This window comes from Spirosoma soli, assembly GCF_042684525.1.
In the GTDB taxonomy this organism is placed as follows: domain Bacteria; phylum Bacteroidota; class Bacteroidia; order Cytophagales; family Spirosomataceae; genus Spirosoma; species Spirosoma soli.
In genome coordinates, this window is record NZ_JBHULN010000006.1 from 197,426 (window position 1) to 224,072 (window position 26,647).

Annotated in this window: 23 protein-coding genes; 5 read left to right on the plus strand and 18 right to left on the minus strand. The window is 49.4% G+C overall.

The features are described 5' to 3' along the window. Window positions 1-6 precede the first annotated feature (6 nt). Window positions 7-822 carry an FkbM family methyltransferase gene (locus ACFSUS_RS12045; protein ID WP_381522838.1) on the plus strand — a complete coding sequence of 272 codons (816 nt, stop codon included), beginning with the start codon at window positions 7-9 and terminating at the stop codon, window positions 820-822. A 154-nt stretch (window positions 823-976) separates the two neighbouring features. Here the strand turns inward: ACFSUS_RS12045 and ACFSUS_RS12050 are convergent, their stop codons facing one another. The 3 genes from ACFSUS_RS12050 to ACFSUS_RS12060 all read right to left on the minus strand — a co-directional run bounded on the left by ACFSUS_RS12050 (window position 977) and on the right by ACFSUS_RS12060 (window position 3,567). Next, window positions 977-1,777 (minus strand): polyprenol monophosphomannose synthase, encoded by an 801-nt coding sequence (locus ACFSUS_RS12050; protein WP_381522839.1) that lies wholly within the window; start codon window positions 1,775-1,777, stop codon window positions 977-979. A 72-nt stretch (window positions 1,778-1,849) separates the two neighbouring features. Beyond that, window positions 1,850-3,196, minus strand: a complete 1,347-nt coding sequence (gene hemG / locus ACFSUS_RS12055; RefSeq protein ID WP_381522841.1) for a protoporphyrinogen oxidase — start codon at window positions 3,194-3,196, stop codon at window positions 1,850-1,852. Continuing rightward, a complete protein-coding gene (locus ACFSUS_RS12060) occupies window positions 3,193-3,567 on the minus strand; it encodes a DUF4296 domain-containing protein (RefSeq protein ID WP_381522842.1) in 375 nt (124 codons plus the stop codon). Before ACFSUS_RS12060 ends, hemG begins: the two co-directional genes overlap by 4 nt. 83 nt (window positions 3,568-3,650) lie before the next feature. On the opposite strand from ACFSUS_RS12060, the gene ACFSUS_RS12065 reads away from it, so the two are divergent. Genes ACFSUS_RS12065 through ACFSUS_RS12080 form a run of 4 tightly spaced genes read left to right on the plus strand, consistent with a single transcriptional unit; the run spans window position 3,651 to window position 7,188 of the window. After that, complete coding sequence (locus ACFSUS_RS12065; protein ID WP_381522844.1) at window positions 3,651-4,517, plus strand: DUF58 domain-containing protein; 867 nt, start codon at window positions 3,651-3,653, stop codon at window positions 4,515-4,517. Continuing rightward, entirely contained in the window at window positions 4,514-5,509 is a 996-nt protein-coding gene (locus ACFSUS_RS12070; protein WP_381522846.1) for a hypothetical protein, read from the plus strand. The genes ACFSUS_RS12065 and ACFSUS_RS12070 overlap by 4 nt, the downstream gene beginning before the upstream one ends. Before the next feature lie 3 nt (window positions 5,510-5,512). Continuing rightward, on the plus strand, window positions 5,513-6,592 hold the full coding sequence (locus ACFSUS_RS12075) for a VWA domain-containing protein (protein ID WP_381522848.1): 1,080 nt from the start codon (window positions 5,513-5,515) through the stop codon (window positions 6,590-6,592). Window positions 6,593-6,612: 20 nt separating this feature from the next. Next, complete coding sequence (locus tag ACFSUS_RS12080) at window positions 6,613-7,188, plus strand: ribonuclease HII (RefSeq protein WP_381522851.1); 576 nt, start codon at window positions 6,613-6,615, stop codon at window positions 7,186-7,188. Window positions 7,189-7,238: 50 nt separating this feature from the next. On the opposite strand, the gene ACFSUS_RS12085 is transcribed toward ACFSUS_RS12080, so the two are convergent. The 15 genes from ACFSUS_RS12085 to ACFSUS_RS12155 all read right to left on the minus strand — a co-directional run bounded on the left by ACFSUS_RS12085 (window position 7,239) and on the right by ACFSUS_RS12155 (window position 26,616). Beyond that, window positions 7,239-7,787 (minus strand): DinB family protein, encoded by a 549-nt coding sequence (locus ACFSUS_RS12085; protein ID WP_381522853.1) that lies wholly within the window; start codon window positions 7,785-7,787, stop codon window positions 7,239-7,241. 148 nt (window positions 7,788-7,935) lie between these two features. Next, on the minus strand, window positions 7,936-8,118 hold the full coding sequence (locus tag ACFSUS_RS12090; protein ID WP_381522855.1) for a hypothetical protein: 183 nt from the start codon (window positions 8,116-8,118) through the stop codon (window positions 7,936-7,938). A 304-nt stretch (window positions 8,119-8,422) separates the two neighbouring features. Beyond that, complete coding sequence (locus ACFSUS_RS12095) at window positions 8,423-10,606, minus strand: 3-hydroxyacyl-CoA dehydrogenase NAD-binding domain-containing protein (RefSeq protein WP_381522858.1); 2,184 nt, start codon at window positions 10,604-10,606, stop codon at window positions 8,423-8,425. Window positions 10,607-10,691: 85 nt separating this feature from the next. Continuing rightward, window positions 10,692-11,900, minus strand: coding sequence for an acetyl-CoA C-acetyltransferase (locus tag ACFSUS_RS12100; protein WP_381522859.1), 1,209 nt, complete (start codon window positions 11,898-11,900; stop codon window positions 10,692-10,694). A 276-nt stretch (window positions 11,901-12,176) separates the two neighbouring features. Next, on the minus strand, window positions 12,177-14,753 hold the full coding sequence (locus ACFSUS_RS12105; RefSeq protein ID WP_381522861.1) for a T9SS type A sorting domain-containing protein: 2,577 nt from the start codon (window positions 14,751-14,753) through the stop codon (window positions 12,177-12,179). A 215-nt stretch (window positions 14,754-14,968) separates the two neighbouring features. Further along, window positions 14,969-16,285 (minus strand): glycosyltransferase, encoded by a 1,317-nt coding sequence (locus tag ACFSUS_RS12110; protein WP_381522863.1) that lies wholly within the window; start codon window positions 16,283-16,285, stop codon window positions 14,969-14,971. Between the two features lie 61 nt (window positions 16,286-16,346). Then, complete coding sequence (locus ACFSUS_RS12115) at window positions 16,347-16,502, minus strand: hypothetical protein (RefSeq protein ID WP_381522865.1); 156 nt, start codon at window positions 16,500-16,502, stop codon at window positions 16,347-16,349. 288 nt (window positions 16,503-16,790) lie between these two features. Next, window positions 16,791-17,798 carry a Hint domain-containing protein gene (locus ACFSUS_RS12120; RefSeq protein ID WP_381522866.1) on the minus strand — a complete coding sequence of 336 codons (1,008 nt, stop codon included), beginning with the start codon at window positions 17,796-17,798 and terminating at the stop codon, window positions 16,791-16,793. Between the two features lie 49 nt (window positions 17,799-17,847). Then, complete coding sequence (locus ACFSUS_RS12125; protein WP_381522868.1) at window positions 17,848-19,422, minus strand: flavin monoamine oxidase family protein; 1,575 nt, start codon at window positions 19,420-19,422, stop codon at window positions 17,848-17,850. 80 nt (window positions 19,423-19,502) lie between these two features. Next, a complete protein-coding gene (locus tag ACFSUS_RS12130; protein WP_381522870.1) occupies window positions 19,503-20,687 on the minus strand; it encodes a pyridoxal phosphate-dependent aminotransferase in 1,185 nt (394 codons plus the stop codon). A gap of 437 nt (window positions 20,688-21,124) precedes the next feature. After that, window positions 21,125-23,119 carry a S9 family peptidase gene (locus ACFSUS_RS12135; protein ID WP_381522872.1) on the minus strand — a complete coding sequence of 665 codons (1,995 nt, stop codon included), beginning with the start codon at window positions 23,117-23,119 and terminating at the stop codon, window positions 21,125-21,127. A 776-nt stretch (window positions 23,120-23,895) separates the two neighbouring features. Beyond that, a complete protein-coding gene (locus tag ACFSUS_RS12140; RefSeq protein WP_381522874.1) occupies window positions 23,896-24,246 on the minus strand; it encodes a toxin-antitoxin system TumE family protein in 351 nt (116 codons plus the stop codon). Then, entirely contained in the window at window positions 24,243-24,560 is a 318-nt protein-coding gene (locus ACFSUS_RS12145; protein WP_381522876.1) for a hypothetical protein, read from the minus strand. Before ACFSUS_RS12145 ends, ACFSUS_RS12140 begins: the two co-directional genes overlap by 4 nt. Before the next feature lie 84 nt (window positions 24,561-24,644). After that, window positions 24,645-26,006, minus strand: a complete 1,362-nt coding sequence (locus ACFSUS_RS12150; protein ID WP_381522879.1) for a M20/M25/M40 family metallo-hydrolase — start codon at window positions 26,004-26,006, stop codon at window positions 24,645-24,647. Between the two features lie 76 nt (window positions 26,007-26,082). Then, window positions 26,083-26,616 carry a hypothetical protein gene (locus ACFSUS_RS12155; RefSeq protein WP_381522881.1) on the minus strand — a complete coding sequence of 178 codons (534 nt, stop codon included), beginning with the start codon at window positions 26,614-26,616 and terminating at the stop codon, window positions 26,083-26,085. Window positions 26,617-26,647: the final 31 nt, after the last annotated feature.

The following is a 26,647-nucleotide window of genomic DNA, read 5'->3' on the forward strand; positions in this document are numbered from 1 at the left end:
ACATTAATGAAAAAAGTAGCTGGTCTGGCAAAAAAGATACTGGGAATACACCCACAACAAGGCGTAAAGCCAATACGCAATTTAACCCATATTGGCTCGGTCTATCATGGTTATCACATCCCAGAAGATTTTTTAAATAGCGATTCTATCTGTTACTGCATTGGCGCCGGGGATGATATTTCGTTTGATACGCAACTGAAAGTCATGTATGATGCGCAAGTATACATATTTGACCCGACCCCGGAAGGTATCAGCCATTTTCAGAAATTGAAGCAGTACGCTGAAAAAGGGGAGCGACTTACAATTCATGATAATGCACCGTTCACCTACCAGATATCAGCAAAGCAGTTGGAAGAAGTGAATTTTGTGGAAATAGGTGTCTGGGACTGTAAAACAACGTTGAAGTTCTATGAGCCAGAAAAAGAAAATTACGTTTCTCATTCCGTTTATCTGTTCAAAGAAACCGGTAATTACATAGAAGCTCCTGTTGATCGTTTGGGTAACCTAATGACTATGTTAGGGCATACTGCGGTCGATCTGGTTAAAATGGAAATTGAAGGAGCAGAATACACGGTTATTAATTCAATTGTTGAAGACAATCTGGATGTAAAAATAATTTTGGTAGAATTTGACGAGGTGCATCATGCAAAAGATAAGTCATTTCATTACCGTATTAAAAAAGCGTGCAATCAGTTAAAGGAAGCTGGGTATGTATTAGTGCATTCCACCGAAAGTTTCAAACGTACATTTATTCGGGAAGACGTTTACAACATGCTAAAAGTAAGAGAGCAAACCAGGCTTAACGAAGCGATTTCGCAGTAGTTCCAGAAATTCGTATAGATGTCCCAAAGCAACTTATAACAGCTTATAGTCTGGTCAGTAAGACAAACCCCCATGTATAGAAGATCTGTACATGGGGGTTTGTCTTATATGTAGCAAAATATGTTTATAAAACTGAGTCAGTTAAGCGCTAAGTCTATACGGCATCTACAGGCTCCTGTGCCTTGGTAGATGCTTCCTGGCGTGGGATATAGTGCCGGAAAAAGCTGCTGATTTTCATTTGCAACACCCCAAAAACGGCTTCTTTGAAAATTTTGGAAGACATCTTGGACACCCCTTTCGTGCGGTCAGTGAAAATAATAGGCACTTCTGTAATGCGGTAACCGTATTTCCAGCACGTAAACTTCATTTCAATCTGAAAAGCGTAACCTACAAACTTAATCGGATTGTGCAGGATGACTTCCAGCACTTCGCGCCGGTAGCATACGAACCCAGCGGTAGGGTCCATAACGGACATGCCCGTAATAAACCGGACGTAAACGCCGGCGAAATACGACATCAACACCCGCCCCATTGGCCAGTTTACTACGTTGACGCCCCGGATGTAACGAGAACCAACGGCTACATCAGCCCGGTTAGGGGTGTCGCTTGCACAGGCATGATACAGTTTAATGAGGTCTTCAGGATTATGCGAAAAGTCCGCATCCATCTCAAAGAGGTATTGATATCCTCTGGACAAGGCCCATTTAAAGCCATCAATATAAGCGGTGCCCAACCCCAGCTTTCCACGCCGTTCGAGCAAATGAAGCCGCAGGGAGCTACCGTTTGGCGGAAACTCCTCCTGTAAGTCGCGGACACGCTGGGCAGTACCATCCGGCGAACCGTCGTCCACGATGAGCACATCGAAGGGTAACGATAGGCTAAAGACCTTCCGGACAATAGCTTCAATGTTCTCTATTTCATTATATGTCGGAATTACAACCAAACGTTCTTTCACTACTGTCAAGTGGGTTAGTATACTTAGTACTTGTACAACAGCAAAGACGTTGCTTTTTGTACAAAAAAATCATTAAAAATTGTTAACTAATGGCTTAGAAACAAGCTCCCTAGCTAGCTTTCGGGCTTTATTGAGGCAATCGGACAGCGAAACGCCACCGTACCAATTAGCGCATACAAACAGGTTGTCAATTTGGGCGCGTTCAACCGGATCTTTCAGCGCCCTGATAGCCGTATCGTACTGTGGTATGGCCCGCTCCCAACGGTACATATTCTTGCGAATTGGTTGAGCGGCCTTGATACTAAAGCTTTCTGCTAGTTCCTTGTGGACATTCCTGAAGATAATCTCGTCGGGTTGCCGGGCGTTGTCAGGATTCGTCTGGCCACCCACAAACGTAGTGAACAAAACCTCATCGTCGGGACAACGCCCTTCAAAAATTGAACTGCTCCAGATATGACCTGCGGCAAAACGACCTTCAATGTTTGGATTCAATCCGCCGAAGCCATTCAGTGGATGGCCAACATCGACACGTTTATACACCGAATGAACCGCCGTCATGGGTGGATACGTAACCTGGCGCAAGGCCTGAGTTAATTCAGCGTAATGAGGTTCAACAAGCCGGGCAGCCGCATCGGTGCCAACGGCTACAACCAGTTGGTCAACGGTTTGGGTTCCGGTTGCGCTGTCAACGTGCCAACCGTCACTGTCATGGCGAATCTGCTGTACAGCATCGTTAAGGGAAAGACCAGTCAGTTTGGATGCGAGGGCATTGGGCAGGGTCTGCATCCCTTCTTTAAAACTAAACGACTGCCGCCGGCCGGTTGTCGACTGGTTTTTTATCAACCCTTTCAGTACGGAGCCGTATTCCTGTTCATACTGCAGCAGCACCGGAAAGGTCTCTGATACCAATAACTGCTCTGGATCGCCCGCGTAAATACCCCCCACAAATGGTCCAAGCGCGTACTCAACAATCTCATCAGAGAACCGACGCCGGAAAAACTGCGCTAGGGTTTCGCCCGGTGGCGAAATTGTCTTGTTATTACGTTCGCGGAAGATAGCCAGCTTGGTTTTCCAACTAAAGAAGCTGCCAAACAGCAACGAAGGTGGACCAGCCGGTAACTGACGATATTTACCATCACGAAAAATATAGCGGGCTTTACTGACGGGTCTACTAAAGATTATTTCGTCCCTGAGCCCTAACTTATCCAGCCAGGCTACTAAATCAGCGTCGCCAAGTAGCGAATTTGGACCAAGCTCATACAAATAAGACGCCCGGTTGTCTAAGGTCTCATGGCGAGAACGGATGTAGCCGCCCGGTTCAGAAGACGCTTCCCAGAGATGGTAATCAATACCGCGCTGTTGCAACTCGTAAGCTAAGGTCAGGCCCGAAATGCCCGCACCAATGATACCAATAGTCATGAGCGCGCCGGTTTTTTAGCTTCCGCCTTCTTTTTCAGGTTTTCGGTGACTTGTTTGTAAATAGTCTCCATTTGCTGAGGATGTGACGAATAGAAGATGTAGCTTTTCCGATAAGATGCCGTGTCGACCTGAAACTTCTTAAAGATCTGATTTTCTAAATGTTTGTACACAATGTTAGAAGAATCAGCGGATCGTAAGCCGAGTCGGCTCACGCGAGTTTCGGCGAGGTGTACTTCCGTTAAAATAGCCGCCATACGCTCTTCGGGAATCAAGCTATCGGGCCGTTGATCGTCGGATGGCGAGCAGGCCATCATCAGCCACCCGCCAAGCAGCAGACTCCACAGATAGGATTGAAATTGATTCCAGCGCATACGTTTATATGGTAGCTTTGTAAGCTGATCCTGTTCGGCAAAGTTCGGGAATGCCTGTTAAAATACTATAACGTCTAATTCGCATGGACGAGTTCTTGGCTAAGCTCCGCAATTTTGACATACGTATCCGTAAGGCCGTTAATTCACAGATGCGCGGTAGTTTTCGTTCGGTATTTAAAGGAAGTGGCCTGGAGTTTAGCGATTTGCGCACCTACCAATACGGGGATGACGTGCGGGCCATCGACTGGAACGTTTCGTCGAAAGGACACGGTACGTTCGTGAAAGTGTTCAGAGAAGAAAAAGACCAAACTGTTTTTTTCGTGGTCGACGTTAGTGCCTCGCAGCAGGTCGGTCCGCGCCACCGTGAGAAACTAGACGCAACCAAAGAAGTATGCGGAGTATTGGCTATGTCGGCTATCCGCGAAGCAAGTCATGTGGGCATGTATTGTTTTTCTGACCAGAAAGAGCGGTACATCAAACCCGGTAATGGCCTCAAAACCGGCTACCAGCTGATTATGAGTCTGTATAAATTGCAGCCCGAATCAGGCCGGACAAGCATTGCCGACGCCCTCCTGTTTACACTTAATGCCCTGAAACGGCGGAGCGTCGTTATTTTACTCTCTGATTTTATCGATCAGAACTATGAGCATAACCTGAAAGCGTTGGCTAAAAAGCATGATTTAGTCGTTATACACCTGTTCGATCAGCGGGAGGTTAACTTGCCCCGGCTCGGCATTATTCCGGTGCACGACACAGAAACCGGCCGAACGGTCTGGGTGAACACGTCTTCGCCATCGTTCCGAAATGGGCTACGGAATACCTTCCGAGACAATCAAACTCGCCTGGAACGACTCTGTAAACAGTTTAATGCGAATTACCTAGCGCTCGACTCACAAGAAGATTTTGTGCCAAAACTCGTCGAACTATTTCGTGTGCGGAAATACCAATGAGCGTGTTCGACCTTCGGCTTTGGACTATTGTTTGTCTTATAACTACTTCAGGTTGGTCGCAGTCGTCGGTACAGCCTTCCTTACCGGTTGGCCGCTTCTTAACGGACAGCATTGAAATTGGCCGACCGTTTCGGTACGCGCTCACGTACCGTCATGCGCCCAGGACTGAAATTTTGTTTCCTGATACAGCCCAGCACTTTGCGCCTTACCGAGTGGAAGACATAGCCGTGTTTGCTACTCAAACAACCGGAACCGGTTTCGAGGCAATTAGTCGGGACAGTGCAGTATATACACTGGTCTCGTTTGAAACCGACTCGATACAGTTGCTACAGGTGCCTATTCGAATCATTAATGCCACGGATTGTACCGCCTTGCTAACCCAGGTTGATACGGTGTTTCTGCGATCGAAATTAACGCCTGCCTTATCATCAGGTTCTGCTGGTCCAACGGCGCTCACCTTAGCTACCTCCACCCAACTTGCTCCGTTGCGGCAGCAATTTAATTATCCGGTACTCGGCGCGGGCGTCGTCGGCCTTGGTCTTATTGCGGCTATCATATACGGTTTGTTCGGACGAGCGATTCGTCGGCTGTGGCGAATCTATCAACTGAACCGTCGTCATGAGCGCTTCTTACGGGAGTATAACCGACTGAGCCTTACCTTAGACGCTTTTACTGCGGCCGAAACGGCGAATCAGGCAATTATTTCGTGGAAAGCGTATCTGGAAGAACTTGACCGGAAGCCGTATGCGTCGCTGACAACCTCCGAATTAGCGGAGCGGATGAACGACGAGCGGGTGACGAGTGCACTGCGCGAAGCCGATCAGATGATTTATGGGGGTGCCTTTACACCGCAGTCCCAGCCCGCTCTGCGAGTGCTGGCCGATGTAGCTACGCAGGCTTACCATCGTCGGCGAGCCCAACTTCAGGCATCGGCCAACGAACCAGAGCTCGTCGGCTACACCGACTCAGCTGAATCTTCTCCTCTTTCCTGACTCATGGCACCTTGGTATTCACTTCATTGGTTCAGTCCGGCGCAGTGGCAGCAGTTTCACTTTGCTTATCCGCTGGCCCTGTCGTTGATTCCGGCTGTCTTTTTGCTATTTGCGTTACGCTATTATCTGCATCGAAACGCGCAGCAGCGCCTGAATATGTCGTTGGGGCAGATCGCTACAAGCCGTGGGCAACGCGACAAAGGTAGGTCTGAAGCCGCTCGATCGTTGGTCAGTTCATTACGTTACTTATCTCCGATTACAGTTTTCATCGGCGTGAGCTTACTACTGGTTGCTCTTGCTCGCCCGCAGATTGTGCGCGAACAACGCGAAGAACAATCGGAAGGTATCGACATTATGGTCGCCATCGACGTGTCGTCGTCGATGAATGAAACAGACTTGTTGCCAACGCGGTTAGCCGCGGCTAAACGAGTAGCGCAAACATTCGTGGCGGGCCGTCGAAGCGACCGCATAGGACTCGTCGTGTTTGCGGGCGAGGCTTTCTCATTGTGTCCCCTTACCACCGATTATGAGCTGGTAAAGCAGTATTTAAGTGATTTGAATGGCCAGATGATTCGAACATCGGGTACGGCCATTGGCGATGCCTTGGCTCGGTGTATCAATCGAATGCGCGACCGCCCAGTGACTGCTGCTGACACAAGTCAGGTTACAGAACAGCTGGGCAAGGAACGTAGCAAAATTATAATCCTGCTGAGTGATGGGGATAATACCGCCGGGAATCTTGACCCGACTACAGCGGCCCGATTAGCGAAAGCATTCAACATTCGACTCTATACGATTGCGGTTGGTCGCCCGGGGCCTTTCGGAAATCAGGCTACAGTCGACGAAGGTATTCTGAAAACGATTGCGAGTATTGGCAACGGTAGCTTTTTTCGGGCTACGGATGTGAACAGGCTGCGGGCCGTATTTGAGCAGATAAACCGCCTGGAAAAAGCGCCGGTACGCATACGTGTGTACGAAGATGTGCAGGACTACTATCGAATTTATCTGTCTTGGGCCATTGTGGCCTTACTGAGTGCCTTGTTTCTGAAGAACACTATTTTCGGAAACGTACTGGAAGACTAAAAAAATAGCCGGGCTACACAATGCTAAAATCTTTTTATAACGCCGATGTTCTCGAAGCCGGTCTAGACGAAGTCGGACGGGGTTGTCTGGCGGGGCCTGTAGTAGCGGCAGCCGTTATTTTACCGCAGAACTACACACATGCTATTCTGAACGATTCAAAGCAACTGACCCGCCTTCAGCGAGAAACTCTCCGGAAAGACATTGAGCGAGATGCGCTGGCCTGGGCCGTAGCCGAGGTCTCTCATGAGGACATTGACCGGATTAACATTCTTAAGGCGAGTTTTCTGGCCATGCACCGTGCCGTAGATGCGCTCACTACCCGACCCGAACATTTGCTGGTAGATGGCAACCGCTTTGTGCCGTACCCCATGATTCCGCATACTTGCATCGTTAAGGGCGACGCCCACTTTCTGTCCATCGCGGCTGCATCCGTACTGGCCAAAACCTATCGCGACAACTTAATGGAACAGCTAGGAGCGCAGTTTCCGGCTTACGGCTGGGCGCAGAATGTTGGTTATCCCACCCCCGCGCACCGTAACGCCATTCGTGAATTCGGACCTACCCCTTACCACCGTATGAGTTTTCGGTTGGTATGATCTGAACGCTCTAAACTGGTAACGATCTAGAATTCACGAATGACTTGCGGCTACCTACTATAGAGAAGCCTTTCTACCTGCCCCCGGTGTCTATCTATATGAAAACGGAGAAACTCGAATCGCTGGCCAAAGCTGAGAGGTCCCGATATAGGGTGAGGATGCGCTATACGTACCAGCTCGTCTTCAGTCAGTACATCGCCGAAAGTCTTTAATGTTAACTGCAGGCCGTCCAGGGCGGCTATCCAATAGGCAAGTGGCCCTCCCATACGTGGAGCAGCAACAGCGGGCACTACTTCTTTCTCTTGCCATGTTCGCCGAATGATTTCCTCAATGGGCAGTCCTGCGTGGGGTTGGTCAGCTTCATAATTCAACGTTCCGGCCCGGATACCTAACAAGGTTTTCCACATACCGAAGATAGCGCCCTGTTCAGCCCAGAAGAGGTGTTCGGTGACCTCAACAGCATTCCAGCTATCGGGTAAGGGCTTTTGCACAGCTTGCTGCTCAGTGAAAGTCGAAACCGCAGCCAAATAGGATTGACGTGCCTGAGCAACATCGTTCAGAAGTTTTTCAATGGGTGTGGCCATAAAAATTGAAAGCATTACGTTATACAAAACCTTCGCACAATGTAATGCTTTCAATAAAAGCAACCTAATTGACTGCTTATCAGATCCCTTCTTCAACACCGGCTCGTTCCCTTAGTTTCTCAGTCGGCCGGAAGCGTTCGCCGTATTGATCGGCTAAATTTGGCTATCCTTTTGTTGCCTGCTCGGCCAATTGCTCGGCTAAGCTGTTATGCATGGCTTTAATATCCGTTTTAAGCTTAGCTGACTTAACGGCCAAGTCAGTTAGTAAGCGGTCGGTTCGCTCAACGGCGGTTTGGCCCCGCTGTTTCAGTTCTTCAACGTACCTTCTCTTTTCGTCGGGTGTCATGACTTATTTGTTTAGTTGGCCGATCATAAACCGACAATGTGATATATCCAACGTGATTTCGGCCAGTTCGTCGCGATATCGATCTACAGTATTCCTAAACCTGATCTGGCTTAACAACAAGTTACTCAGCAAAAAATCTTCCTCCTCTACTTCTCGAAGTAAGCGGATCAACTTTTGAATTTCGTATAACTCAGTATCAATAGCAAGAATAATACCGACTAGCTCAAGTTCACGAATTTCAAGCTGGCTCAGCCAGCCTCTATAATAGGATTGGTCATACATGCACGAACCTACCTCAATAAGATTACAAAAGACTGGGCAATCCTACACCAACTCTTGCTGCACCGGCTCGTTCCCTTAGTTTCTCGGTTGGCCGGAAGCGTTCGCCGTATTGATCGGCCAGCCGGTCGAGGGTATTTACGAACGTATCAACGCTAACGAGGTCTACAAACGATAAGGCTCCACCCGTGTAGGCCGGGAAGCCCCATGCCAGAATAGAGCCCAGATCTGCGTCTAGTTTTGTCCGGACGACACCTTCTTCAAAGCAACGCACCGCTTCAATGGCTTGCCGGTAGAGCAACCGCGTTTTGACTTCGTCGAGCGATGGCTGTTGGTCCGAAAGGGGGAATATCTCACCTAACCCTGGCCAAAGCTGTTTATTGCCTCCGTCCGGATAGTCATAAAAACCGGCTTTTGCTTTTTTGCCAAGGCGACCTAGCTCTACGAACTTTTTGGCAATCTGATAACCCGTATCGTCTTCACCGATTGCGCCGTCTTTAATGCTTTGGCCGGAAATTTTGTAAACCAGATCCAGTGCTACTTCGTCGGTTACGGCTAAGGGCCCAACAGGCATACCAGCGTCTCTACCTCCGTTTTCGATCAGTATTGGATTAACACCGTCTTTTAGCAATTCCATACCCTCGGCTGTATAAGTACCAAAGCAACGCGACGTGTAAAAGCCCCGTGAATCGTTGACGACAATCGGCGTTTTGCGGATCTTGCGGACGTAGTCAATGGCTACAGCCAGGGCATAATCCGACGTTTGTTTACCCCTGATGATCTCAACGAGCATCATCTTGTCGACGGGCGAGAAGAAGTGAATACCGATGAAGTTTTCAGGATTTGCTGATGCTTGGGCCAGGCCGCTAATGGGTAGCGTAGACGTATTAGAGCCAAAAACTCCCCCTTCAGCCAGCATCGGTTCAGCCTCTTTGGTTACCTGTGCTTTCAGCTCGCGATTCTCGAACACCGCTTCAATGATCAGGTCGCAGCCCTGCATATCGGCGTAGTCGGCGGTAGGTTTGATGAGGTTCAAAATACCATCAACCTTTAGCGGATCAACCTTACCCCGTTCGACTCCTTTTTTGAGCAACCCTCGCGAATAGTCTTTACCTTTTTCAGCTGCTTCAACAGAAACGTCTTTCAGAACCACTTCGATGCCAGCCTGAGCCGATACGTAAGCGATACCGGCACCCATCATCCCCGCGCCCAGAATACCTAGTTTTTTGACGTCTGTTCTAGGTTGCTCTTTGGGGCGACTAGCGCCTTTGTTGGCTTCGTTCATACCCAGGAACATTGTCTGGATAAGGTTCTTCGCTACTTTTGATGTCGCTACCTTCACAAAATGCCGCGCTTCAATGACTAAAGCCCGGTCGATGTTAACCTGTAAGCCTTCGTAGACGCAGGCCATAATTTCGAGCGGAGCCGGGTAATTTCCTTTGGTTTTGTCCATCAGCATGGCCGTGCCAGCCGCAAACGTTTGTGCACCAACGGGACTTTGAATATTGCCGCCGGGAACTTTGAAGTTATCCTTACCAACTATTTTACCCGTTTTGCGGTCTACTTCATCCCAGGGCTTGAGCGGCTTCGGATTCGCTTCGATCCAGGCGCGGGCCTTCTCCAGCATCTCGGCTGGGCTGTCGGCGATGTCGTCGATCATCCCAAGGCTTTTCGCTTCCTGAACGCCTACCTTCTTGCCCTCCACAATCAACGGCAAGGCCGCCTGAATGCCAATCATGCGGGGCAAACGTTGCGTACCGCCCGCACCAGGTAACAGACCGATCGTTACTTCAACCAGTCCGATCAGGGTTTGTGGCCGGGCGGACGTTCCGTTATTGAGGGCAATGCGGTGGTGACAGGCCAGACAGATTTCGTAGCCTCCGCCCAGGGCCGTGCCGTTAATAGCTGCCACGGCTGGCTTACCCGACGTTTCAATGCTTCGGAACACACGATTCAGCTCCGACGACACCTTTAGCATCTCGGCCGGGTCTTTATCGTTGTTGCGCAGGATCATTTTCAAATCGGCTCCGGCTACAAATTCAGGCTTGGCTGAGGTGATGATGATACCTTTTACCGATTCGTCGGCATAGGCTTGCTGTAAAGCCGCTTCAAATTGAGGGATTGATTCGTCGTTGAGGACGTTCATGGGGGCCGACGTCATTTCCCACGAGATGACGGCCACCTGTTGATCAACGCTGTACTTAATCATGCCAAAAGCTTTTAGTATTTTTACCAAAAAACGACTCGTCTATGGGAGCCATTCGTCTTATTCAAACCGTAGCTGATCTTTGCGCTTAGTTAACCCGCTCGAATATGGTGGCGATGCCCATGCCCCCCCCAATGCAAAGCGTCGAAAGGCCGAACTGCTTACCCGAGCGTTCCAGCTCATCAATGAGGGTTGCCGAGATAATGGCTCCGGTTGCCCCCAAGGGGTGGCCCAGCGCAATGGCCCCACCGTTTACGTTCAATTTGCTGTGATCAACGCCAAACTCGTCCATAAACAGAATCGGCACGGCCGCAAACGCTTCGTTGACTTCGAACAGGTCAATGTCGGTAATACTCATGCCTGCTTTCTTTAGCACTTTTCGCGTGGCTGGGATAGGCCCCGTTAACATGATTGTCGGCTCAGAGCCGATAATGGCAAACGCTTTGATGCGAGCGCGAGGCTTCAGCCCGGACTTCTCCCCAAATTCTTTACTACCAATCAGGACAGCAGCGGCTCCGTCGACAATCTGCGATGAGTTACCTGCATGGTGAACGTGATTAATTCTATCATACTGAGCGTATTTGAGTAGCGCCAGGGCATCTAACCCCATCTGGCCCATCATCTCGAAAGCAGGTTTGAGTTTGCCTAGAGTGTCGACGGTTGTGCCGGGACGAACACCTTCATCGCGGTCGAGTACCGTGATTCCAATTTCGTCTTTGAGCGGGACAAGTGTTTTGGCAAAGCGGTTGTCGGCCTGTGCCTCAATTGCCCGGCGGTATGATTCGGCAGCAAACGTATCAACATCATGGCGTGAGTAGCCATATTTAGTCGCAATCAAATCGGCCGAGATGCCTTGCGGCACAATATTATGACGGGCGATGATTGATGGGTTCATGAACATAGCCCCGCCATCGGACCCCATTGGTACCCGTGACATGGATTCAACGCCCCCGGCCACAACCGCGTCTACCTGACCCGACATGATATAGGCACCGGCCATATTGATCGCTTCCAGACCAGACGAGCAAAACCGGTTGAGCTGCACACCCGCTACTGACTCGTCGTAACCTGCTTCCAGGGCAGCCGTGCGGGCAATGTCAGCACCCTGCTCGCCAACGGGCGTCACACAGCCCATGATGACATCGTCTACCAGCGACGTGTCGAGTTGATTACGGTCGCGAAGTTCGCGCAAGATGCTGGTGAGCAGCGTTATTGGCTGAATATCGTGGAGTGAGCCGTCGCTCTTACCCCGGCCGCGTGGCGTCCGGACGGCATCATAAATGAAGGCTTCTGCCATAGATTTGTTCAAAAATTAGTATGCGTGCATACGGTTTTTACACTGGCAAAAGTACAGGCAAAACGTGAAGAGGTCAATAAGTTTGATTTTAATTGATAATTTCTTTACTAAAAGTAAGATTAAGATTGATAGGTATTCGGTATTCGCCTGCACATAACCTTATCACTCAGCATATGCAGGCTTGCCCTGAAAAAGTATCCGATGATAAATAACAAAACATCCGCCAGAGTACTGACAGTCATGTCGTACTCTGGCGGATGTTTTGTTAAGAACTGATTACTGCTTAATGACCTTAGCTGAACTGGTCTGAGTTGCTGTTGTCGCTTTTAGCAACAGCAGGCCCGAAGGCTGCTGCCTTAGCCCGAACTGCTGTTCCTGGTTAGCTTGTGCCGACTCTAGCTGCCGAGCCTCAATTAGACGGCCTTTTAAATCGGTTAACTGCAGTCCTACTGACTGGCCTTCTGCACCTTCGATCCGTACACGTAGTGTTTCGCTGGTTGGGTTACCAAGTATTGTGAGGTGTAGCTTACTTACGGATTCGCTACTTGCAATACGGGCTTGTCCGCACGTAGCTCTCAGATTCCAGGTGTAAGTCACTACGTTACCGCCCTGACGAGCCATGAGCATGAAGGGCTGCACATCACTTGCCGTGCGGCTTTCTTTGTCGACGAATTGGTTCGGGTTGGTTGTCCAGCCTGTAATGCCAGCCGCCTGGTATTCGATAGTCGAGCCATTGCCCCCGCTGGTGTTGAACGTAATGGCGCCCGTAGCACAGTTATACGTCGGAGCAAGCAATGTTAAGGCCCCACCCGTGGGTGGTTTAGGTGGCTCAGGATTCTGGCAGTAAGCCCCGAAGTTGAAGGTGTAGCTGGCGGTATAACCACTCTGAGTGGCCTGAATGAGCAATGGCTTGGGGTCGTTACGTAACCCCTGTTCAACGGTACCCGTGTTGCTGGTTACCGACGAGCGGGTGATACCCGGCGCAAAGTAGGTGATGGGTGAGCCATCACCCCCAGTAGTATTGAACGTAATGGCGCCAGTTTGACAGTTGTACATGGGCTGGGTCAGCGCCAGCGTTCCGCCCGTAGGTGGATTAACGGGTTGATCAACTACGGTAAATTTAAAGGTAGTGGAAACAGAGTTGTTACCTTCGGTAATAAATATATTAATGGCCGTTACCGTTACCGTGTAAACACCTGTTGTCGTCGGACTGCCGATAAAGTAAGCGTTAGGTGAGCCCAACTGACTACCGTCGCTAAGTTGTATACCAGGAGGGACACCCGTAGCGCTAAATCTTAAGAAGGGTCTGTAGTGGGTTCTAGACGTAGGGTCTCTAAAGTATTCTTGTAAACCGATGAGAGGCACTGATTCGCCTAACCTCATTGTGATATCAGAGATCGGCTTGACAACGACCGGTGGCAAGAGAGGTGTACTGTTGCAGTAAGCCCCTAAATAGAACGTATAACTAACCGTTTGACCACTTTGAGTTGCCTGAATAGTAATGGGTTTCGGGTCATTGCGTAACCCTTGTTCAACGGTCCCAGTGTTGCTGGTTACTGATGAGCGGGTAATGCCCGGTGCAAAGTAAGTAATGGGTGAGCCATCACCCCCACTAGTATTAAATGTAATAGCACCTGTAGCACAGTTGTAGGTAGGCTCGCTTAGGGTTAAGGTAGTCGTTGGCGCAGCTTTTAGTAACACAACCCAAGGCACTAGATCGCTACTAACTTTACCCTGGACATCACCATCTGTTGAGGTAGTTCTGCCAATGACCAAATAGCCTCCATTGTCAATGGAAACGATATTATTAACTATCTCAGCGGATGAACCACCAAGCGTTTTAACAGAAACAACTTGATTCTGGGCGTTGAAGCTTTGCAGCCGTAGATCTCCTCCCCGTTCATTCACTACGTCGAGAACCGCATAGCTGAGCGGATTCTGTCCCGCAATAATGGTAGAAGTCGTATTAGGCAATCGCTTAGGAAGTAAAGCAACTCCATTTGCCTCTCCATTTGATCCGATATTTATGACACGAGTTGCTGATGAACCATCTGGCCCCACGGCAATGTAAGACCCGTTAGCAAAAGGGTTAGGAATGATGTCCTCCAGAGCAGGTGCTCCGTAAAAATTCTGCCAGATGATATTGAACTGAGCGTCTAATTTGGTTACTATGGCTTGCTGAGGAGTATCCCGGTTATTGCCCACACCTACCTGTATATAACCGCCATCCGTTGTTCGAATGATTTTATTAGTGACTGTGTACGGGCGCGATTGTCCCGGATACAGGTTGGGAATACCCTTCTCTCCATTTCTATTACCATCTGCGTCGAATGTAAAGACACGCGTATAGCTTCCCTCTCGGCCTGCTAAATAATTGTTGACTACTAAATAACCACCATTCTGAGCGATCTCGACGCTAATGTTAGTGTCTGAAAATGAAGTAGAACCGTCACTGACCGAAGAAAATGGCTTGATCCACGCAATTGTTCCATCCGCGTTCAAACGAGCTAATGACCACTGAGAATAACCTCGCACTAACGCCACGAAGCCACCATCCGGCAACGCAACTATAGACTCGGCAAAGTTACGTACGGGGAGTTCTATAGAGGTTGGAAACGATGTTTCCCAAAGGGTACTGCCCGAATCAGATAAACGAATCACGCGCCCTAAGTTGATGACTGCATAGCCACCATTGGTAGCCTTAACGCCCAGTACACGCGATGTCGAACCTGGCTCAAGCACCCGTTGCCATTGGATCGTTGGCGTCTGCGCCTGGGTAGACTGGGCAAAAATCATAGCCCATACTAAAAGCAGCCACACCTGGCTGCTTACAATACTGTACTTGTTTTTCATACAATTGATTTAAGAGAATGAAGGATACACTAACTACAGCGTTAGAGTCGCATAGATATAGCAGGGTTGTAACCATTAATAACTTATTTCGTAGACGGTATGATGGTGTTGTTACATCCTATTCTAGGCCAATAGTGAAAAGAAAAGGCATAAATAGAAAACGTCCGGCGCCATGTAATGAGTCGGACGTTTTCTGTTTATGCCTAACTAGACTATCAAACTAGTTCAGCTCTCTTTTTTGGCGAGGCAAGTAAGGACGCTATTTCTTTTTCGGTCAATTCGTTCGGGTTATATTGACGGAACTCACGGCCTAACTTAGTTACGTTCTGACGATACGTTAGATTAGCAAACACTCGTTTTACACCCTCACGAATTTGCTGGGGTTTAGGTGTTTCGGTTTTCAGATTTACTCCCAATTTGAAATAGCCGATGCGGGCAGCAATCTCGTTCTTGCCTTCGTGTACACCGGCTACTACCAGAGGCAGGTTATTCTGAATACCTAACATCACTCCACCGTAACCACCATTAGTAACGTACACATCCGCAAAGGGCATCACTGCATTAAAGTCGATAAAATCTTCGATAACAAAATTATCATCAGGGAAACGGGCTTGCAGCTCGGCTGTTTGCGAGCCACCCGTTGTGGCAACGACCATCGTTTCCATATCACCTTTAAAGGCCTCCAGCGTTGGAACGATGATTTTCTCGGGGTCACGTTCAACGGTACCTTGTGTCACCAGTACAACCCGTTTGTAACTCTTCGCCTTAGCGATGTGTTTAAACGGATATTTACTGCCACCGCTGTGCGGAAGTAGCGGCCCTACAAATCGGACATTGCGGCTTACGTCCGGGCGCTCGTATTCGAAGCCGGGTACACCACTCTGTAAGTACACATCTGGGTCGCGGACGAAAGCGTCGAACACAAAATCTGTAGTTGGTGGGAGCTTATACTGGGCTAATAGATTGTTGTACAGATCGGTGCAGGGCTTTAGTAGGTGGTTGATGGTCATGTAGCGCAGAAAGCGGTGCGATAACTGACCGAAAACATTGTTGCTGGGTTCAAGGCCCATGCCGGTTGGGGGTAGATTTTTTGACGTTTCGGCTAGTGGTACAATTCCAAAGGCGGCTACTGGAATGTTGAGTAGCTGTTTGATAAAAGGTGCAGCGGTGAATAAGACGTCACAAACCAACAGATCAAACGGAAATTTTTTGTGAATCGCCAGTAAGTCTTCCACAAACTCAGGCGCTCTCAGCAAGAATACGTTGTTGATGTCGAAGCGCAGGCGGGGAATCGCGCCTTTGATCTTCTGCCGTTCGGGTAAAGCCGTATCCAGGTTAAGCTGGTTGATCTCCACTGCTTTCTGATATGGATAGTAGGGAATGCCCAGCTTTTTGATTTTGTCGGCATAGGATGGCCCTGTGTACCAGCGAACATCGTAGCCAAGTTGTTGCAGGTGAACGGCCAAACCCGTTAAGGGATTGAGATGGCCATCCATGGGCATAGTGGCAAAAAGAATTCGTTTAGTATTCATTGTTGTTTTGTGTTAAAAAAGAGGAAGTGGTTTTCTCGATTTTTTAGCGTTTACTGTTGTGCTAAACCTTACGTGAAGCTCCCTGACTATCTCGTTGCGATGAGAGAGTTGGGTTAACCAGCGGACAATCGTTAATGCCCCGACGGTGCTTCAGGCAGTTGCTACACAGGCGATCGGAGTGGGCCGAGTAAGTAGCGCGATCAGTTTTTGTATGCATTTTACGTTGAGGAGCAGGAGTCGCCATCTGATCTGTATTGGTTATGATTCGCTATGTTGAATGATAAGCCAAAATTGGCCTTCGGGCGGAGGTTCATCAATAGAGATATTGATGAACTGTTGATTGTACAGATTGAATTGGAAAATTCTGGGTATCAGTCCAAACCGTATCTGTCGTGTAAATTTAAAAAGCCTGCTAAAAGGTCTGAACGTAACAAGCCCCTAACCATCTGAATAGTTAGGGGCTTGTTACGTTTAATTAGGTGCGCAGTTCGCGGAAGCAAATAGGTTACTTGTCTAAAACAACAGTTTCTCCGACCAGGTACGCGCCTGATTCGGTAACCAGATTATATACTGTTTTCACAGCACGAATGGCCTGGCCAGTCCGTACAACTTTATAAGCCGACACGCCGTTAAGAGCAGCATCATAGCGATATAACAGGTCACCAGCTTTGACGTCGCCCAACGCTTTGCGCCCCGAGTTGGTTAAAACAGGGTGGTTCGCCGTTGCTTCGAAGAGCGTTGGGGCATTTGGCCAGGCGCGGTTGTCGGCAGTTACTTCTTCGGTCGGGGCCAGCCATACCCCCGTTAGCATAAATTCGCCCGCGTGGGTGTCTATTTGCGTTACAGGCGATGACGTAAGCGTTTTCGTTTTTGCATCGTAGCTCATAACAACGTCTCCTACCGATACCTCACTGATTTTCTTAGAAGAACCGTCGAGCAGCGTTACCGGAGCGTCGGGAGCAAAGCAGAAGTTATACTCTTCTTTTTTCTTGGCTCCCCCGTCTTCCGACTTAGCACTACCGCCCGTTAACAGACTTGCCATTTCGCGAGACAAAACAAAAGTCAATGTCGACATGAGCCCTGGCTCTTTCTCACCAACGTACTTTAGATCATCGATATAAGCGTCCCAGGCTTTGCGGTCGGCCGAAGCGCCAGGAATAACGAATGGTTTAGTTTCGTTGGTTTTGCCGTTCTGGTAAATGGCCAGCAGCCCCAGCTCTTTGGTGTCTTCGGCCGCGAAAACTTTGTAGAGATAAATCTTCCGGGTAATGCCATCGCTGTACGTGAAGACATACGCTGGACGCTCCTCGTACCGGTCAAGGATGAAGCCGCCTGATTTGAAATACGTATCCTTATCCAGATTGGCAATTTTAATGGCTTTGACCGCTTTCAACTGATCGAGCGTCATGCCCGTAACCGCGGAGGCTGCTTGTGCCCAAACCCGCTGAGTGAATACTTGGGTTGTGACCGCACAACAAATGAACAGAAAGAGAGAGAGCAGGTTGTTTTTCATAGTTAATTAATTAAACCTGTAAGACTTTCAGGGGCTTATGGGTTTGTGATTACTTCTTTGTGTATTGTCCGACCCGGGCGTGAATCGCTTCGACGGCACGGTGGGCCGACGTAAAGGCACCGGCCATCCACGCCGTTAGGTATGTTGTGTGTTCCCCAGCGAAGTAAATATTACCATCGGGCTCCAGAAGCGTTGGGTAGTATTTCCGACGCGTAGCGTCATCGTAGGTTGCCCAACCACCCCCGCTGTAAGGAATGCGATGCCAGGCCAGCGAAAATGAATTGTCGAATTCGGTTGGATATTGCGGATGAATTTTAGCGCCTTGGTTTAGCGCCAGTTTCTCGCGTTCTGCCACTGGCAAAGCGCCCACGGCTTCAGCCCGGCTGTAGAAGTTATAATAGCCGATCAGTACGCCTTTCTTGCCCTGGAAACCAAACGACGGATACCAGATCTGGTTGATGTCCATGTTGGTACGTGAGATACCGCCGTATATCCAATCATCTTCTTCCCAAAACCGCCGTTTAAATTGCAGGCCAATCTTGCCGGTTTTGATGTACGGCACAAAATCAGCCGCTCGTTTCACCGTTCCTGACAAGTCCGACTCAAGATTTTTTAACATGGGTAGCGGCAAGGTGCAGACGCAGAACTCCGCCGTCAGTTCCGTCGGCTTCCCTTCTTTCTGATAGACTATCCGGACGCCATTTTCGGTTTTACGGAGTTCAGTAACGGGTGCATTGAAAACAATCTTATCGGCTAGTTTCTTTTCCAGCGCTTTTGGAATGGCATCCATGCCGCCGACCGGTTGCAAAAGCGTCGTTTGCTGCTCGTAAATGTAGTCGCCGACGTTATAAAACACCGGCTGCATGAACCCCGACCGTAATAAATCGGTCAGGCCAAACGGGTCGGTCAAATCGCCGGGCGTAGGACCTGCGCCGGGTTCTCCTTTCGTTTTATAACCCCGACGGTTGGTGCCTTTGTACAGGTGAGCCGTGTTAAGATCGCCTTCGTTTTTCAGGAAATCGACCAGCTTTTCAATGTCTTCTTTTGTTAGTTGTTGGTCTAAAGCCGACTGGTCGAGGGCTTTGGCTAGTAACTCGGCGGTGTAGCCGCGCATGTCGTTGTGGTACTCTTTAATGCGCAACCGTCGGTTAGCCAGATCACCCGTACCACCGTCGTTATAGAGGTAGGCGGCTTCGTTGTTACCGTTAAAGATTTGCAGGGAAACGCCCAGCTCACGGCAATATTGAAGCGTCAATTGATGATGGTGCGGAATCCGGGCGGCTCCGCCATTAAAATACAAGCCATCCTCAAACTGGCACGATTGGGCCGTACCACCGTTTAGTTCGGTTTCTTTCGTACCGCCCCGAATGGTCCAGACCCGCCCACCTGAACGAGCACGGGCCTCCAGTACGGTGCAATCGTAGCCGAGTTTGCCGAGTTCGTAAGCAGTGGCCATGCCAGCTAAGCCAGCGCCGAGCACTATAACCTTACGCGCTTTGCCGTCATGGTTGCGGCCATTAGCCGGTAAGGTCAAGGCCGAAGCGGGGGCTGGCTGTAACATGCCCCAAGCTAACAAACTGGCGTAACTGGCACTCGTTGAGTTAATAAAATTGCGTCTTGTCATGTATTTGTTGATCCGCTCGGGCCGACCGGCCGTTGCTCAAAAAGGTTATATATAACCAACCGGATATGGTCGGCACTACATCATCCAACCACTTTTTTGAACCCATCCATGAACATGGCCATTTCGTCCATTGTGCCGACGCTGACACGGCAGTAAGGCTGTCCGTTGAAGTCGCGCGTCTGGATACCAATGCCATTGGCGAACATCTGATTTTCGAAGGCTTTGGTTTTCATTCGAATTGGGAACAATATGAAGTTGGCAGCAGATGGTATCACCTCGTAGCCCATGGCCGTCAGGGCCTTTGTCGTATAGTCGCGGGCTTTGGCATTTTCTGCGCGGCAGTGGTTCTGCCACTCTTTGTCCTGATAGCTGGCAATGCCCGCCATGAGCGTAGTGATACTCACGGCAAACTCCCCGTTTGTATAAGGTTTCAACGTTTTTAACATCTCGGGCTGAGCAATGGCGTATCCCAGCCGAAGCCCGGCAAAGCCGTGAATTTTCGAGAACGTACGGGCCAGAATCACGTTCTGCCCGTCGGCTACGAGCTTGCCCAGCTTCGGGCGCTCCGCTGGTTCGTAGAAATCAATGTATGCTTCATCTAAGAACACGGGCACTTTGGGCGCGACCTCGCGACAGAACGCTTCCAGATCAGCGGCCGGAACAACGGTACCGGTCGGGTTGTTGGGATTGACGAGGTAGACCAGCTTAACCTCCGGCGTAATCTTCGCTTTGATCGCGTTCAGATCGTATTTATAGTCTTTGGTCATGGGGACCGCTACGATTTTGGCTCCCTGGCGTTGGGCGCGTTCGAGCAGGTCATCATAGGTCATGGCACTGGTCAGAATGGTGCCACCACCTTTGGCAAAGTGCGAAGCCGCTGCCATCAGAATGTCCGATGAACCCGGCGACATCATGATATTGGCTGGCTTAATACCCTCGTCGGTGGCAATCAGTTGCTTCAATTGGGCAAACTCCATCCAAGCGTAACGGTTACCCGAGTCGGCTGCTTTTACGAGCGCTTCTTTGGCGCTGGGAGCAATGCCCAGTGGATTCTCATTCGCAAACAACCGGGCCCGGAGTTTAGGCATAGTGTCTGGCGGGGATACGAGCTTGGCGTCGCGTAGGGCGCTAAATTCATCAACAAATACGGATTGGTTAGCTATCGTTGACGTAGCTGCTTTACTAAATCGTAAACCTGTGGTCAGACCGGCAGTTAGTAGGCCGCTAGCCCGGAGCCAATCGCGTCTGGTAAGTTGTGATGACATGTCTTTTTGTATTTATCCAGGATAAAATAAAAGTAAATTCAAAAGTAACTGCTTAATTGATAGCTCGTTGTGAAAGTACGAAGAACAGCAATAAAAAAGAGCTTTTAGGGGAAAAAGCTCTTAAGAAAAATTCTGTTATAGTTAAAAAACACAGAATTATACATAAACGAAAATTACACTTACAAAAGATAATATACTAAGTTATCTCGAGGCCGTCTTGTAGGAGTAATTTAGTGAACGGCGTATGGTACTTGGGCTCATTCATGGTACCCTTACCTTTTCTACTGGAAAATCTACGGGCCCCACGGACCCGTTTTGGCGGTGAATATCCTTAGGTAAGCATAAAAAAAGACCCGAACCTTATTGGTCGGGTCTTCGTGTATTGTGAGAAGAGCGATAGCGAGTTTTAGAACCCGCTAACGGGAAAAACAAAAGGCTTATAATGTCTTAGACTTCAGGTATTTGTCGAACCATTGCAGGTAGCGCTCGGCACGGTCCTTCTGATAGCTTGGCACCGTGATGCCGTGAAACTGGCCAGGGTAAATAATCAGTTGGGTCGGAACGCCCAGTGAGCGAAGTGCCTGAAACATCTGCTCACTACCGGCCGATGGTACGTTGAAATCTTTCTCACCCGCCATGAACAACGTGGGTGTTTTGATCCGGTCGGCCTTCAGGAATGGGTACGATAACTTCAGCCACTTATCGGTGTTTTTCCAGGGAGCGCCCAATTCATTCTCATACTGGTTGGTATATTGGTCAATGCCATACATGGATAGCTGTAACGAGCTACCAGCTCCGCTGGCTGCGGCCTTAAAGCGCGTGTCGGTAGCGATGGTGTAATTGGTCAGGATGCCGCCATAACTCCAGCCACCAATGCCCAGCCGGTCGGGGTCGGCAATGCCTTTTTCGACGAGATAGTCGGTGGCGCCCAGAATATCGAGGACCTCTTTGTTGCCCCAGTCGGCATAAATAGCTTTGGTGTAATCGAGCCCGCGGCCGTTGCTGCCCCGGTAGTTGACAGCCGCGACGGCATAACCGCCAGCCGCCAGTAGCTGGCGAGTCATATCGAAGGAAAAGTCGTCCTGCGCAACCGGCCCACCGTGGATGAACAGAATGGCAGGTAGCTTTTTGTTCGCTGGTACGTTGGCGGGACGATACAACAGGTTCGATACCTGCGTGCCGTCTTTGCTGCGGGAGGTAAATCCTTCTACCGTTGCCAGTTCGAGCGGAGCCAGGAAAGCATCCTGTACGTGCGTCAGTCGGCGGGCGTTTCCGTTTTCAAGGGCATACAGTTCCGTGGGCGTCTGCGGATCGCTCATTAAGGCTGCCCAGTTGTTGGCCGACACGGGAGCTAAATCGTTGAATGACCGTTTCCCATCAGCTAGCTTGCTCAGTTTGCCATCGCTAAGTGTGTACTGTGCTACGTATGACTGACGATCGTCCTGGACTAAAACACCGATGGCTTTCCCGTCTTTCGTCCAGTGCGGGTTGCGGACCGGGCGGTCGAGCGTTTTTGAGAGTAACGTTGGCTCGCCACCGTTCGGACTGATAACTGCCAATACTGGCTGGTCATACATGAGGAAGTTGCCGTTTGCTGTTGAACGCAGATACGCAATCTGTTTACCGTCGGGGCTCCAGACGGGATTGTTGTCCGAGCCTGCCCAGGTAGTCAACTGCTTCACCTTTGCTCCTTTGCGGGCTTCGACCACATAAATGTCGGTGTTCTGATTTCGGTCGGGGTCTTCTGTTCGGTTGCTCACAAAGGCAAGCTGCGACCCGTCCGGCGACCAGACCGGTGATGTTTCGTTATAAATGCCGGTCGTGAGTGTGTCGAGCTTTTTGGTCGTAATGTCGAATACGTACAGATGCAATGGGCTGTTCTCCAAATACCCTTTTACGTCGGCTTTAAAGTGGTAGCGGTCCAGAACGTAGGGTTTGCGGACTTTGGTCTTGGCCGAGTCGGAGTAGTCGATATCCTGTAGGATCATCGCGATCTTTTTCCCATCGGGCGACCATACATAGTCTTCCAGATCATTTTTTAGGTCGGTCAGCTTTTTTGCTTCGCCACCCCGGCGGTCCATCAGCCAAACTTGTCCTTTGGTGGCACCCTGCCGCGCCGACAGGAACGAAATGTATTTGCCGTCGGGACTAAAACGTGGCTTGGCTTCACCCTCGGGGGTGTTCGTGAGCTGAATAGACTCTTGCCCATCCCAACTCACCATCCAGATATCGGTATTCCGTTTGTCTTTGGTTGAATCGACCGACGATAACCCATACGCGACCCATTTCCCATCGGGCGACACCTGTATATCGCTGATGGTTTGCAGTCGATAATAATCTTTAGGTTGTATGAGTCGCTTTTTCGAAGGTGTCTGTGCCAAACTGGCTAAACTGCCGAAGGCAAGTAGACTGATGAGGAGAGGTCGGTTCATTTTCGTTTATATAGGTTGATTCAATGGCAGACGACTCACAAATTACAGGAAAAGCCGATGGATTTCCATCGGCTTTTCCTGTAAGCAAAATAGAAAAAATTACTTTCTGTAAACGAATTGAAACTTGCCACGTGCTGATGAAACGCTATCAACTGGCAATTGTATATCGTATAAAGATACGGAAGTCAATTCTTCTAAGCCAGAGTCCTGTTTGTATGTGTATGTATCGGTAGCGCCATCAGTATCGTAAGTTAGCGTTAATCGATCAGTGGTATAATCCCAAGTTCCAGTTAGATCCGTTACAGTTCCCCCTGAACGGACATTGTCAGTAAATGTTTTATCTGATCGTATATCGATCCTGGAGCTGTAGGAATCGAAATAATAGTAATAAAGATCGACACCTCTCCCATTATAACTTTGGGCGGGAGCCACAAATCCACTTAATTGTCCACGGTTCAAATCCCATCGTCCCACAACAGGTGAAACTGGTGCTGGATCGTCATTTTTGCTACAGGAACTTAGCCCAACCAATGATACGACCAGGCACATTACATACGTAAAACGTTTCATATACAATTGAATTTAATGGATTCGGTATACTGACAAGGCAAGCGACCGTAAACTACAAAAAAATAGATAAAACCATATCCACAGTACGCTGAAATTTAGTTTCCTGATGCACCGCGGCAATGGTATACATGAAGTTTTTCCTGATTATCGTAGGTTCGGCAAGGGTAAGCTTTCGTTCCCATCTTCGCTAACTACTTACCCAATTATTAACCGCTTGTGGCTAATTGGTCAGTAATAAATTCTAGCACTTCGTTGAGCGATACTATCTGAAACGGTTCCGCAATCTCAGCCTCACCAATATGACGATGGTAAGGAAACGTGTTAAACTGAGGAAAATGCGTTGTGTTATCCCAACGATAGATCGTTTGATTGGCTTCGTTCATCCATTGGTAACTGTATTTAAACTTCGTTCCCGTTCTAGATTCATAGGCTACCAACCGGGACCCGTCAATTAGTACTAGTTCACATCGCTCGACTATTTTCTGGCCGGATGCCTGTTCTGTATCAAAACGAGCCGAACGAATAATACCCGCAAACTGACTGGTAACTTCCTTCACGGTCTGATCTGCCGAAGATCGGCTGTGTAGATGCGTACGAAATCAATAGCATCGTCCCAATCAAAATCGTCATTTTCTTTTTCAGAAACGCCGAATTTAGACAGTACAGGATCGTTTTGGTCGACTACCCGGCTATGAAATTCGTCAATAGACATCCCATATTTTTGCTGATAAAAATCGATCCGACTCTGGTAATAATTAATTTTTTGTTCCAGCACGTGGCGTACCTGCACGCGCAGGAAATCATCAATGTTCTGGTATCCCAGATCATGAATGATGGCTTCAGGAACGGACTGACCGACAGATGCTGACATACGACTAATTACTTTTGTGAAAGATAACGAAAGGGCGTCACAGGTAGTTTATGACTAAGGCAAAACTCAATTTATACTATAAACTCACCGCAGATTTGGCACCGGCAACACGGGTAAGCTTTCGTTCCCATCTTCGCTAACCGACTGGACGGCGAAATAGTAGTTGTCTTTGGAGTAGGGCAGCGTCATGCCCAGTTTGTTGGTGAAGAACTTCTTTTGCCAGAATGGCCAGTGGGTTTCGCGCATCAATACGTAGTAGCCTCGCACTTTGCCCGATGCAGGAGCCTTCCAGTAAAGTGCCGTTGAGTTCGTCAGGTTACGTACCTCAATGGTTACCGTTTGCGGTACGGCCGGGGCTTTGGCCAGATTCGCCAGTGTCGCCAGGTTAACGGCTGTGTTTTTGCGCAGGTAGTCGAAGTCCATGAATTTAGCGTAGTCGCCAAACTCGGTGCCGTTTTCCGTGCGCAGATCCTGGTGCTGATGATCGTAGTTTTCGTTCATCTCCGTCATGCGGACAGCCGCAAATCCCCGCTGAACGAAGGGCGTATGGTCGCCCCCGCGCAGGTAACGGTCGTTGCGGTAAATCATAACCACTTCTAAATTCTCGACGTAGCGTTCGCCGACTTCTTTCAGGTAGCGGGCCAGGGTGCGGGCTTTGCCATCGTTCTCATTGCCAAACTGGCGGATCTGCCCAATTCGGCCGGTCGTGTCTTTCATAAGATTACCCGGTAAGCCTTCGCTGAAGACGCGTAGACGAGTATTGTCTATGATCCGGGTCTCATTACTGTTATTCGAGCCCATGATGTCGTTGTTCAGTACCGCTTCCAGGTTCCATTTCTCGTTCACGGCGCGTTCGGCCAGATGTTCGGCACCTAGCAAGCCCTGTTCTTCGCCCGTTAACGTAACGAACACAATCGTAGCCGGAAACTGCGCTTTGCTCATTACGCGACAAAGCTCAATAACGGCAGCCGTGCCCGAACCATCGTCGTTGGCGCCCGGTGCGTCCGACTCTCGGTTCATGACGTTCGTGACGCGGCTATCCATGTGACCCTGCACAATAAAGATACGGTTGTCATTCGGATCGGTTCCCTTCAGCGTGGCCATCACGTTGCCCATGTCGGCCGGTTTATCGATACGTCGACCGTCGGCCTGGAGTGTCCATTTGTCGAGTGTCGCCGTTAAACGGCCTCCCGACTGTTTGGCGTATTGATTGAACTTGCCTAAAATCCACTGCCGGGCGGCACCAATGCCTTTCCTGGCATCAGTCGTCGTACTCAATGTATGCCGGGTGCCGAAGCTCACCAGGCCATTAATGTGCGCCCGTAAACTGTCGGCCGATACTTGGGCAACGAGTTCCGCAATTTGCGGGTCCCGGTTAATTGTTGTTTGGGCAAATGCAGGAGAAACAAAGGAAGCAAGTAAAATGCCAAGGAGCTGTTTTTTCATGAAGTCGATGATTGGTCAGCGAAGCTAACAAAAAAGCGCAAAATGAGCTCATTTTGCGCTTTTTTGTTAGTAATCACTAGAATCCCCAGCTGACTCCGGCGCCAACAGCGGCTTGTCCGGTCAGGGGGATCGATGACAGAGAAAATCCTACCCGTGGCTGCCGAAGCATCTGGTTGTAACGCGTGACCGCTTTGTTTACCTGTCCGTTGCCGATGATCGTGAACGTCAGAGTAGCCGCAATGGAGCCGCCATATACTGTCCAATACGTAGCGTTGTTATTACCTCTACGCAGTAAAATATACCCCAGCGGAATCAGGGCAGTCAATCGGCCGAGCGTTGTCATGGTGCGAAACGTCTGGAAATGATGAGTCACCGCGGGGTCGTTCAGCTCGTAGAAGGGTACTTCTAATGAATACGGCGATGAAAGTTTCTTGCCACCGTAGAAGTAAACGCTACCTATCGACGACGAGCCATAGGCCCGCTCAATCGGCATCAGGTGTGCAGGAACGGGAGCACTGCGGTAGTGTGATGTGTCATCATTACGTCGGCGTTGGGCATAGGTTAATAAAGGCAGACAAAAGAGAACAGTGAGTACTAGAGCGTTTCGCATAATGGGTAAACGAACGACTGGGTAGTTTAGC